This is a genomic window from Rhodoferax sp. (assembly GCF_011391645.1).
Taxonomy (GTDB): Bacteria; Pseudomonadota; Gammaproteobacteria; order Burkholderiales; family Burkholderiaceae_C; genus Rhodoferax.
Genome location: NZ_JAABQC010000028.1, coordinates 18,674 through 30,268, shown reverse-complemented (window position 1 = coordinate 30,268; position 11,595 = coordinate 18,674). Strand labels below are relative to the sequence as shown.

Annotated in this window: 11 protein-coding genes; 3 read left to right on the top strand and 8 right to left on the bottom strand. The window is 57.1% G+C overall.

The features are described 5' to 3' along the window. From rplN to GPS82_RS05725, 8 genes are all read right to left on the bottom strand, one after another. Positions 1 to 353 (bottom strand): 50S ribosomal protein L14 (gene rplN, locus GPS82_RS05760; protein WP_296492039.1); only part of this gene is annotated, 353 nt, incomplete at its 3' end. Positions 354 to 519: 166 nt separating this feature from the next. Next, a complete protein-coding gene (locus tag GPS82_RS05755) occupies positions 520 to 2,136 on the bottom strand; it encodes a glycerol-3-phosphate dehydrogenase/oxidase (protein ID WP_296492037.1) in 1,617 nt (538 codons plus the stop codon). 90 nt (positions 2,137 to 2,226) lie between these two features. Further along, a complete protein-coding gene (locus tag GPS82_RS05750) occupies positions 2,227 to 3,960 on the bottom strand; it encodes an ABC transporter substrate-binding protein (RefSeq protein WP_296492035.1) in 1,734 nt (577 codons plus the stop codon). Between the two features lie 89 nt (positions 3,961 to 4,049). Then, on the bottom strand, positions 4,050 to 4,358 hold the full coding sequence (locus tag GPS82_RS05745; protein ID WP_296492034.1) for a DUF2160 domain-containing protein: 309 nt from the start codon (positions 4,356 to 4,358) through the stop codon (positions 4,050 to 4,052). Positions 4,359 to 4,400: 42 nt separating this feature from the next. Next, the gene (locus GPS82_RS05740) at positions 4,401 to 5,213 is read right to left on the bottom strand and encodes a carbohydrate ABC transporter permease (protein ID WP_296492032.1); all 813 of its coding nucleotides are present in this window, start codon (positions 5,211 to 5,213) and stop codon (positions 4,401 to 4,403) included. Then, positions 5,206 to 6,099, bottom strand: a complete 894-nt coding sequence (locus GPS82_RS05735) for a sugar ABC transporter permease (RefSeq protein ID WP_296492030.1) — start codon at positions 6,097 to 6,099, stop codon at positions 5,206 to 5,208. Before GPS82_RS05735 ends, GPS82_RS05740 begins: the two co-directional genes overlap by 8 nt. After that, complete coding sequence (locus tag GPS82_RS05730; protein WP_296492029.1) at positions 6,096 to 7,172, bottom strand: ABC transporter ATP-binding protein; 1,077 nt, start codon at positions 7,170 to 7,172, stop codon at positions 6,096 to 6,098. The genes GPS82_RS05735 and GPS82_RS05730 overlap by 4 nt, the downstream gene beginning before the upstream one ends. Before the next feature lies 1 nt (position 7,173). Then, positions 7,174 to 8,247 (bottom strand): ABC transporter ATP-binding protein, encoded by a 1,074-nt coding sequence (locus GPS82_RS05725; protein ID WP_296492027.1) that lies wholly within the window; start codon positions 8,245 to 8,247, stop codon positions 7,174 to 7,176. A gap of 160 nt (positions 8,248 to 8,407) precedes the next feature. On the opposite strand from GPS82_RS05725, the gene GPS82_RS05720 reads away from it, so the two are divergent. From GPS82_RS05720 to proC, 3 genes are all read left to right on the top strand, one after another. Further along, positions 8,408 to 9,172 (top strand): DeoR/GlpR family DNA-binding transcription regulator, encoded by a 765-nt coding sequence (locus GPS82_RS05720; RefSeq protein ID WP_296492024.1) that lies wholly within the window; start codon positions 8,408 to 8,410, stop codon positions 9,170 to 9,172. Continuing rightward, positions 9,169 to 10,671 carry a glycerol kinase GlpK gene (gene glpK, locus GPS82_RS05715; RefSeq protein WP_296492022.1) on the top strand — a complete coding sequence of 501 codons (1,503 nt, stop codon included), beginning with the start codon at positions 9,169 to 9,171 and terminating at the stop codon, positions 10,669 to 10,671. Before GPS82_RS05720 ends, glpK begins: the two co-directional genes overlap by 4 nt. Before the next feature lie 77 nt (positions 10,672 to 10,748). Further along, positions 10,749 to 11,564, top strand: coding sequence for a pyrroline-5-carboxylate reductase (gene proC, locus GPS82_RS05710; RefSeq protein WP_296492019.1), 816 nt, complete (start codon positions 10,749 to 10,751; stop codon positions 11,562 to 11,564). The last annotated feature ends 31 nt before the right edge of the window (positions 11,565 to 11,595 follow it).

Genomic DNA, 11,595 nt, shown 5'->3' with positions numbered 1-11,595 from the left:
GCCAAAGACACGATCTTCATGAACTTTTCAGTGCGCAATTCGCGCGTCACTGGTCCAAAGATGCGGGTGCCGATGGGCTCGAGCTTGGCATTGAGCAACACTGCTGCATTGCCGTCGAACTTCACCAGCGAGCCATCGCTGCGGCGAATGCCCTTGGCAGTGCGAACCACCACGGCACTGTAGACATCGCCTTTTTTGACGCGACCACGAGGCGCAGCCTCTTTGATGCTCACTTTGATGATGTCGCCTACGCTAGCGTAGCGACGCTTCGATCCGCCCAGCACCTTGATGCACAGAACGGACTTCGCGCCGGTGTTATCGGCGACTTCGAGTCGAGATTCGGTTTGGATCATTTGTTTAATTCCCAACTTGCACTGAAAATCGGCTTGCACAACGCAAACCTTGGCTTCAGTCAGTCTTGGGCCCGTTACACCCAACATGAACCACTCACGTTGTTAGCTTTGGGCAGATACTTCGCTTTAAATGCGAAGCCTCGTATTATGCAGCATAAATGACTCTCTAGCAAACTTTTTCTTTGCTCTCTAGCAAATAGTGCTGGCATAAGTCGGTGAACTCTGCGACCGCCGGGTCCTGCCCAGTCTCGTCGGCCAAGATTGCAGCCACTGTTGCTGCCATAAGGCGGGCCAACCTGGCATCGAGAAATAACAGCCTGGACCTCCTGGCAAGGATATCTTCAACCGTGATTGCGTATTCATGGCGAACAGCAAAACGCACCATCGCCTCACTCAAGCCCTCGCACAGCCAGTTCTCGGCGCCAGGCAAGGCACGCACATTCGTCTGCTCCGAGCCATAGGAGTGCAGACCTTCAGATTCGCACAGGGCCTTGAACTCGAAACTGCCCGTGTCGGCGCCAACCAGAGCCAGGCTCTTGGTCTGCCCAGCCAATGTCGGGCGAATGAGTTTGTGCGAGGTGCATTGCGCCAGGACGTCTTCGGCCATAGCACGGTAAGTGGTCCACTTGCCGCCAGTGACAGTCACCAAGCCACTGCGACTCACCAGAATCGTGTGCTCCCGACTCAAGACCTTGGTGTTGTCACCCTCGGTGTTCGCAGGCTTCACCAGTGGCCGCAACCCGACCCAAATGCTTTTTACGTCTTTACGCTTGGGCGCCCGACGCAGATAGCGCGCTGACTCACTCAAAATGAATTCAATCTCGTCCTCAAACGCTTCGGGTTCCCGTGCCAGATCAGGGCGCGGAGTATCGGTTGTTCCGAGGATGATCTTGCCCAGCCACGGCACCGCAAAGAGCACCCTGCCGTCAGCCGTTTTGGGCACCATCAAGGCCGTACTGCCCCCCAGAAACGCGCGGTCCACCACCATGTGCACACCCTGGCTTGGTGCCAGCATCGGCTGCATCGCCGGCGCTGCGGCACCACCGGCAACACCATCAAGACGGCGCAACTCATCCACCCAAACACCTGCGGCATTGATGACGCAAGCTGCGTTCAGTTCAAAAACCTGGCCCGTGAACTGGTCCGAGCAGACCACGCCTGCAACGCGACCGCTGTCATGCTTCAAGGATGTGACACGGCAATAGTTGACCAACAACGCGCCACGGTTGGCCGCAGTGCGCGCCAGCGCCAATGCCAAACGTGCGTCGTTAAACTGCCCATCCCAATACTTCACGCCGCCTTTGAGTTCTTCTGTTTGCACCATGGGCAATTGCGCCAGGGTCTCGCTGCGGCTCAAAAACTCGGTGTGACCCAAGCCTGCACGGCCAGCCAGGGCGTCGTACATTTTCAAGCCAATGCCATAGAAAGGGGCCTCCCACCATTTGTAAGTGGGCATGACAAATGGCAACGGTTGGGCCAAATGCGGCGCATTCTTCAGTAACAAGGTGCGCTCATGCAGCGCCTCTCGCACCAGGCCAATATTGCCCTGCGCCAGATAACGCACGCCACCGTGCACCAGTTTGGTGGAGCGCGATGACGTGCCCTTGGCAAAGTCGTGCGATTCAACCAGCACCACACGCAGACCGCGCACAGCGGCGTCCAGCGCCACGCCAAGACCAGTGGCACCACCGCCAACCACGATCACGTCATAGTGACAAGGTTCAGCCAGGCGTGCAATAAGCTCAGGACGATGGGTCAGAAGCGGCTGTGGTGGGGTATCCATAAAGCAATCTTCCCTGTTTTTCAAACAAAATGACCGTGTGGCAAGGCACACACGGTCACGCTTCAAGACATTGAGGATTTCAATACCCTATTACCGAACCTTGCCGTTTTTCCATGCACTGAGTAAGGTGTCATAAGCGATGGTTTGACCCTTTGGTTTTTCGTTCGCCAATTTTTTCCAGGGCGCGCCCTTGTCGCTCAGGTACTTGTTCGGATCGCCTTTGGGGTTGAGCTTGGGTGGGCACTTGGCCATACCGGCTCGCTCCAAGCGCGCCATCACCTGATCCATTTCTTCAGCCAGGTTATCCATGGCTTGTTGTGGCGTCTTCTCGCCGGTGACTGCCACGGCCACGTTTTTCCACCACAGTTGCGCCAGCTTCGGATAATCGGGCACATTGGTTCCAGTGGGCGTCCAGGCGACACGTGCCGGGCTACGGTAAAACTCCACCAAACCGCCCAACTTGGGCGCCATGTCGGTCATGGCCTTGCTCTGAATATCAGACTCGCGAATAGGAGTCAGGCCGACAATCGTCTTCTTGAGTGACACTGTTTTTGCAGTCACAAATTGGGCATAAAGCCAGGCAGCAGCCGTCTTGTTGGCATCGTGATCCTTGAAGAAGGTCCACGAACCCACGTCCTGATAGCCATTTTGCATGCCTTGTTTCCAATAGGGACCGTTCGGACCAGGCGCCATGCGCCACTTGGGCGTGCCATCGGCATTGACGACGGGAAGACCGGGTTTAATCATGTCTGCGGTAAAGGCCGTGTACCAGAAGATTTGTTGGGCGATTTGGCCTTGCGCAGGCACGGGGCCAGACTCACCAAATGTCATGCCCGTGGCTTCCTTGGGCGCATATTTTTTCATCCAGTCCACGTACTTGGTGAGTGCATAAACCGCTGCTGGCGAGTTGGTGGCGCCGCCACGTGACACCGATGCGCCGACCGGCGTGCACTTGTCAGCTGCAACGCGAATCCCCCATTCGTCGACTGGCATTCCGTTCGGAATGCCAATGTCAGCCGTACCAGCCATCGACAGCCAGGCGTCGGTAAAACGCCAGCCCAGCGAGGGGTCCTTTTTGCCGTAATCCATGTGGCCATAAATCGGCTTGCCGTCAATCGTCTTGACGTCTTCGCTAAAGAAGGCTGCAATATCTTCGTAGGCACTCCAATTCAATGGAACACCCAGGTCATAGCCATACTTGGCCTTGAACTTTTCCTTCAGGTCGGGGCGTGCAAACAGGTCAGCACGAAACCAGTAAAGGTTGGCAAACTGCTGGTCAGGCAACTGGTAAAGTTTGCCATCGGGCGCAGTCGTGAAGCTTGAGCCAATAAAGTCCTTGAGATCAAGACCGGGGTTGGTGTAGTCCTTGCCGGTGCCCGTCATGTAATCGGTCAGATTCATGATCTTGCCATAGCGGTAGTGGGTGCCAATCAGGTCCGAATCGGAAATCCAGCCGTCGTAGATCGACTTGCCCGATTGCATGGATGTCTGAAGTTTCTCAACCACATCGCCCTCCTGAATAAGGTCATGCTTGACCGTGATTCCGGTAATCTCGGTGAATGCCTTGGCCAATGTCTTGGACTCGTATTCATGGGTGGTGATGGTCTCGGAAACCACTGCGATTTCATTTACGCCTTTGGCCTTGAGCTTGGCGGCGGCGTCAATAAACCACTTCATTTCAGCAGCTTGCTTGTCTTTTGACAGGGTCGAGGGTTGAAACTCGGCATCAATCCATTTCTTGGCAGCAGCCTCGTCCGCCCACCCCTGGCTGGACATGGCACTGCATGCCAATGCCACCGCCACAGCGCTATAACGCAATTTCATGTTCACTCTCCTCATTTATATACACTCCCCTGATCTCAAGGCTGCTTCGGCTCCAGGGGACAAAAAGCCGATCCTTGATTTCTGACTGGTCAACCTTTGCGCATGATCAACGCCAGTGCGCCCATGGAAATGACGAAACTGATCCAGATGGATGGTTCTGCCTCCAGACGCATCCATTCCATCAGTCGGCCACTGAGGCCGACAAAAGCAAGATTGATATAGGCTGCGCCCAGCAAGCCTATAAACAGGCGGTCCCCGCGGGTTGTCGCTATGGGCAGAAAGCCACGTCGCATCACGGTGGGTGACTTGAGCTCCCATAACGTCATGCCAACCAACATGAGCACAATGCAACTGAAGAAAACTGCGACAGGTGTCGTCCAGGCCATCCATTCAAACATTGACTTCTCCTAAAGCGTTGACAACAGGGTGAAGCTGACGCATCACACCCGTCCCATCGCAAACCCTTTGGCGATGTAGTTGCGCACAAACCAGATCACGATCGCGCCCGGTACAATCGTCAGCACGCCAGCGGCCGCCAGCGTGGCCCAGTCCATGCCCGAGGCCGATACCGTGCGCGTCATGATGGCCACAATCGGCTTGGCGTTGACACTGGTCAGGGTGCGCGCCAGCAGCAGTTCCACCCAACTGAACATGAAGCAAAAGAAGGCCGCCACACCGACGCCGGCCTTGATCAGGGGCAAGAAAATCTTGACAAAAAATGCCGGGAATGAATAGCCGTCGATGTAGGCGGTCTCATCAATTTCACGCGGGATGCCACTCATGAAACCCTCCATGATCCAAACCGCCAGCGGCACATTGAACAACAGGTGCGCCAAAGCCACAGCCAGATGGGTATCCATCAGCCCAACGGTGGAATAGAGCTGAAAAAAGGGCAACAAAAACACGGCCGGCGGTGTCATGCGGTTGGTCAGCAACCAGAAGAACACATGCTTGTCGCCAAGAAAGCTATAGCGCGAGAACGCATAGGCCGCCGGTAACGCCACCGTGATCGAGATCACCGTGTTGATGCCGACATAAATCAGGCTGTTGATGTAGCCTGAATACCATGAGGGGTCCGTCAGGATGGTTTTGTAATTGGCCCAGGTGAAATTCTGCGGAAAGAGCGAAAAACTGGCCAGAATTTCTTCGTTCGTCTTGAACGACATGTTGACCATCCAGTACACCGGCAACAAGGCAAACACAATGTAGGCCAGCAAGAACAGGTTGCGCTTTTGAAAGCCCGGCTTATTCATGACCACCCTCCTTTTCTTGGGTGCCGACGCGCTGCATCCAGTTGTACAAAATGAAGCACAGCAACAAAATGATCAGGAAATAGATCAATGAGAATGCCGCCGCCGGACCAATGTCAAACTGCCCGACCGCCTTGATGGTCAGAAACTGCGACAGAAAGGTTGTGGAGTTACCCGGCCCGCCGCCCGTGAGCACAAAAGGTTCTGTGTAAATCATGAAACTGTCCATGAAACGCAGCAGCACAGCAATCATCAACACACCGCGCATCTTGGGCAGCTGCACATATCGGAACACAGCAAACTTACTGGCACCGTCAATGCTGGCCGCCTGGTAATAGGCGTCCGGAATGGAGCGCAGACCCGCGTACCCCAATAAGCCAACCAAGGGTGTCCAGTGCCACACATCCATCAGCAACACGGTGAGCCAGGCGTGGGTTGCGTTGCCGGTATAGCTGTACTCAATGCCCAGACCCTGCAAGGCTGCCCCCATCAAACCAATGTCGGTGCGGCCAAAAATTTGCCAGATCGTACCGACCACGTTCCAGGGGATCAACAAGGAGAGCGACACGATCACCAGCACCGCCGAAGCCTTCCAGCCTTGTGCCGGCATGGACAGCGCCAGCAAAATACCCAGGGGCAGCTCAATAGCCAACACCGAGAGTGAAAAAGTCAGCTGCCGTAGCAAGGCACTGTGCAACTCTTCGTCGCGCATGATGGCCGCAAACCATTCGGTCCCGACAAACACCCGCCGCTCGGGTGAAATGATGTCCTGCACCGAATAGTTGACCACGGTCATGAGCGGCACAATGGCTGAAAAGGCGACACAGATCAAAACCGGCAAGATCAGAAACCAGGCTTTCTGATTGACTCGCTTGGTGGTGGTACTCATGCCACGATCTCCTCGTTTTGATAGATACAACTGTGTTCGCCCAGCACCTGCAGCCAGACCGTTGCCCCAATCTTGAAATGTGCTGCATCCGGTGACAAGCGCGCCTTCACAATTTGCCCGGCGAAACGGGCGGTCAACATGACATGCGTGCCAACATCCTGCACTTGCACCACCGTCATCGGCAACGACCCTGGTGTTTGGGGTGCCACCAGTGCTACATACTCGGGGCGCATACCCAACTTGATTTGGCCCGCTGGTGGCGAGTGCCCCGCCAGCCAGGGCAAGGTCACCCCGGCCACCTCAAAACCTTCCAGCCGTGCTTGCCCAGTCAGAAAATTCATGCCTGGCGAGCCAATGAAGTGACCAACGAAGGTATGGCTCGGGCGCTCAAATAGCTCGGCCGCAGAACCCATCTGCACGGCACGGCCACGCGTCATCACCACCACCTGCTCAGCAAACGTCAGCGCCTCCACCTGGTCGTGGGTGACGTAGATCATGGTCAGTTTGAGTTCGTGATGAATCTGTTTGATCTTGCGACGCAAGTGCCATTTCAGATGAGGATCAATCACGGTCAGCGGCTCGTCAAACAGGACCGCGGACACATCGGGACGAACCAGGCCACGACCCAACGAGATCTTTTGCTTTTGATCTGCCGACAAGTTGGCAGCCAATTGGTTCAACTGGCCACTCATCTCCAAAATCTCTGCGATTTCGCCGACACGTTTTTTAATTTGCGCGCCTGGAACTTGCCGGTTCCGCAGTGGAAACCCGAGATTTTCCGCCACGGTCATGGTGTCATAAATCACGGGAAACTGGAACACCTGCGCAATATTTCGGGCCTGCGGCGAGGCGCGCGTGACATCCACGCCATCAAACCGCACCGTTCCCTGGGATGGCACCAGCAAGCCCGACATGATGTTGAGCAACGTGGTTTTGCCACAGCCCGATGGGCCCAGCAGTGCATAGGCCCCGCCATCTTCAAACGTCATCTTCAGGGGCAGCAGCGCGTAATCGCTGTCCTGTTGCGGCTTGGGCGCGTAGGCATGCGCCAGGTCAAGTTCAATGCGTGCCATGTCAGCGCCCTCCGCCGCGCACGGGCGCCAACAAAAGCATCCCTTGTTCGTCAAAAATATAAACCTGGGTCGGACTTAAGTACAAGTTGATCTGGCTACCCAATTCAAAATAGTGGACACCCGTTAACTGGGCCACGACATCGCCAACTTGCGACTCCACATGCACAAACGTGTCGGATCCCGAAATCTCGGCAAGTTCTACTTTGGCCGGCAAGGCGATGTCCCCGTCCTGGGAATGCACCCGCAGTGCGCTGGCGCGCAGGCCCACCGTCAACCTGCCCGACAAGGTTGCGGGCAAAGCCATCGACAGCAATGGACCGCCATTCAGATGGACACCTGCCGCGACTGCGCTGGCAGCCAGCAAATTCATCGGCGGATCGCTGAAAGCACGAGCTACCCGCAACGATTTCGGTTTGTGAAACACCTCTGCCGTAGGGCCATATTGCAGTAGCTCGCCTTGATCCAATACGGCGGTGTAGCCCCCCAGTAGCAGCGCCTCACCTGGCTCGGTAGTGGCATAGATCACGGTTGAGCCGCCCTCGGCAAACAAGGCACTGAGCTCGTCGCGCAACTCCTCACGCAGCTTGTAGTCCAGATTCACCAGCGGCTCATCGAGCAGCATCAAGGGGGCGCCTTTCGCCAGTGCACGCGCCAGCGCTACGCGTTGCTGCTGCCCCCCCGAAAGCTCCGCGGGGTAACGGTCCAGAAACATCTCAATATGCAGTTTTTCAGCCAAGGCATTCACGCGCTGTGCAATGTCTTTTTCGCCAGCCAACTTCATCGGTGAAGCGATGTTTTCGCGGACCGTCATGGAGGGATAATTGATGAACTGCTGGTAAACCATCGACACATTGCGCTTGCGCACCGGCACACCCACCACGCTGCGGCCATCGACTTGCACATCGCCATGGCTGGGCGAGTCGAGGCCAGCCATGATGCGCATCAAACTCGTCTTGCCAGCCTGGGTAGCGCCCAACAAGACCGTTACTGCACCACTGCACGGCTGCAGACTCATGCTATGGAGCCAAGTTTGGCTACCGACTTTCTTGCCGATACCCTCAAGCGTCAAATGCATCTTGCAACCTTTACTGATGTGCGGTACTGCACATGAATTTCTTATTTCTTCGAATTATTGTTCGTTCTATTTCCTTTTTCATCGGTATTTACCCTATGGGCATTCCTTTTGATTCGTTTTAAAGTTCAATCTGCACGTCGATCGAGCCAAAATAATCCACATGAAACCCAACCCAAGACAACTCAACTTGCTGGCAGCAGTGCAGGCACAAGGCTCTGTGACCGTCGAACATCTGGCCGAGAAATTGGGTGTGACATTACAGACAGTCCGCCGCGATGTCCAGCGCATGGCCGACGAGGGCTTGTTGACGCGTTTTCACGGCGGCGTCAGGGTGCCCGGCTCAACGATAGAAAATATTGCCCACCGCCAACGCGAAACCCTGTACGCGGAGGGCAAGAACCGCATCGCGCGGGCAGTCGCTGCGGCGGTCCCGAACGAATGCGCATTGATCCTGAACATTGGCACCACCACCGAGGCGATTGCCCGTGCCCTGCTTCACCACAGCGGCTTGCGCGTGATCACCAACAACCTCAATGTCGCCTCCATCCTCAGCGCCAATCCAAAGTGCGAAGTCATTGTGGTCGGCGGCGTGGTACGGGGCCGAGACCAGGGCATTGTGGGAGAAGCTGCAGTGGATTTCATCCGCCAGTTCAAGGTAGACATCGCCATCATCGGCATCTCTGGCATTGAAGCTGACGGCTCCTTGCGCGACTATGACTTCCGCGAAGTCAAGGTATCGCAAACCATCCTGTCGCACGCACGAGAGGTTTGGCTGGCCGCTGACAGCAGTAAATTCAACCGACCCGCCATGGTCGAAGTGGGTCGCCTGAGTCAGATCGACCGCCTGTTTACCGATGCACCACCGCCGGAGCCTTTTCCAACCCTGTTGGCTGAAGCCCAGGTTCGTTACGAGGTATCGCTATGACCTATTTACTGGCCCTCGACCAGGGCACCTCCAGTTCCCGCAGCATTGTCTTCAACACACAAGGCCAAGTGGTGGCCCAGGCCCAGCAGGAGCTCACCCAAATCTACCCTCAACCTGGCTGGGTTGAGCACGACCCGCTGGAAATTTGGCGCACCCAACTGGCCACCGCACGCGAGGCGCTGGTCAAAGCTGGCATTTCGGCGCGCCAAGTAAGCGCCTTGGGCATCACCAATCAACGCGAAACCACCGTGCTTTGGAACCGCAAGACGGGCCTGCCGGTTTACAACGCCATTGTTTGGCAGGACCGGCGCGCCGAGCCCACCTGCATTGAACTGCGCAAACGCGGAATGGCGGCCAGCATTCAGCGCAAAACCGGCTTGGTTGTGGATGCCTATTTTTCAGGCACCAAACTCAAGTGGATTCTGGACCGGGTGCCGGGCGCTCGACAACAAGCCGAAGATGGCGAACTCGCCTTTGGCACCATCGACAGCTGGCTGATCTGGCAACTCACACACGGTCGCGTGCACAGCACCGATGTCAGCAACGCCTCGCGCACCATGCTGTTCAATGTGCACAGCAATCAGTGGGACACTGAACTGCTGCAGGCGCTTGATATCTCTGCCAGCCTCTTGCCAGGCATCAAGCCCTCCAGTGCGCCGTTTGGCGAGGTCAGCGCCGACTTGCTGGGTGCCGCCATTCCGATTGGTGGCGTGGCGGGTGATCAGCAAAGCGCCCTTTTTGGGCAGGCCTGCTTTACACCCGGCATGGTGAAAAATACCTACGGCACGGGATGCTTCATGCTGATGCACACTGGGCATCGCTTTCAAAACTCTGCCAACGGCCTGATCACCACCAGCGCAGCACAAACCACCCAACAGCCCGAATTTGCCATGGAAGGCAGCGTGTTTGTGGGTGGCGCCGTGGTGCAGTGGCTGCGCGATGGTTTGCAGGCCATCCCCAGCAGCGCGGAAGTGCAGAGGCTTGCTGAGAGCGTGCCAGACACGGGCGGCGTCATGGTGGTGCCCGCTTTCACCGGCCTGGGCGCGCCGTATTGGAAACCTGATGCGCGCGGCTCCATCACCGGCTTGAGCCGTGGCAGCACCCTGGCGCACATCGCGCGGGCCGCACTGGAGAGCATTGCCTTTCAAAGCGCCGCCTTGCTGCAAGCCATGAGTCGGGATGCCATTGCTGCAGGCGGCGTTGCAGTGGCCGAGTTACGGGTGGACGGCGGCGCATGCGTCAACGATTTGTTGATGCAATTCCAGGCCGACCTGCTGGGCATCCCGGTCGTGCGTCCCATGGTGACGGAGACCACGGCGCTTGGCGCCGCCTTTTTGGCCGGCTTGGCCACCGGGGTTTTCGCAAACACCGCTGAACTTGCCGCGTTATGGCAGGCTGAGCGGCGGTTTCTTCCTACCCTGGCGCCAGAGCGCGCACAGGAGCGCATGGCACGCTGGGAGCACGCGGTGCGGCAAACCGTGCTGCCGCCCCAGCTTTGAAAGCAAGCGGTCATCAACTTTGATTAGACTCACGGTTTTCAACAATATTGGCGCAGATTCACACCTGTACTCGATACATGAGCAAACGCATCGCATTCATCGGCGGAGGCAACATGGCCAGCGCCATCATCAGTGGCTTGATCAAACAGGGACTCCCGCCCGAATTGATTGACGTGGTGGAACCTTTTGCCGAGGCACGCGACAAGCTGCAGGCCAGTTTTGGCATCACGGCCAAATCCGAGGCAGGTGCATTTTTGCTGGATGCCGCACTGGTGATCTGGGCCGTCAAGCCGCAAACCTTCAAGCAGGCCGCACTTGCCGTCGCACCACACGCCATTGGCCACTTGCACCTGAGCGTGGCCGCCGGCATCCGCAGTGACAGCATTGCCGCCTGGCTGGGCAGTGAACGTATCGTGCGCGCCATGCCCAATACCCCAGCGCTGATTGGCGAGGGTATCGCCGGCCTTTTTGCCCGAGCCAGTGTTACCGCCAATGACAAGGCTTTTGTCGAACAAGCCCTGTCCACCACGGGCGAACTGCTCTGGCTTGACGCAGAAGACAAGCTTGATGTGGTCACGGCCCTGTCGGGCTCAGGCCCGGCCTACGTGTTTTACTTCATGGAAGCCATGACCACGGCGGGCACTGAGATGGGACTGAGCCGCGAGCAGGCGCACCAGTTGGCTGTCGCCACCTTTGCCGGTGCCAGCGCTTTGGCCAAAGCCTCGAGCGAATCCCCCCAGGTGCTGCGCCAGCGCGTCACGTCCAAGGGCGGCACCACCTTTGCGGCAATTTCGAGCATGGAAGACAACGACATGCGCGCCCTGTTCATTGACGCCATGTACGCTGCCCGCGAGCGCGCCCGGGAACTCGGCGATGCGTTTGGTGCAGCCTGAAGACGCGGTCAACTCGCATCAGCCATGGGCT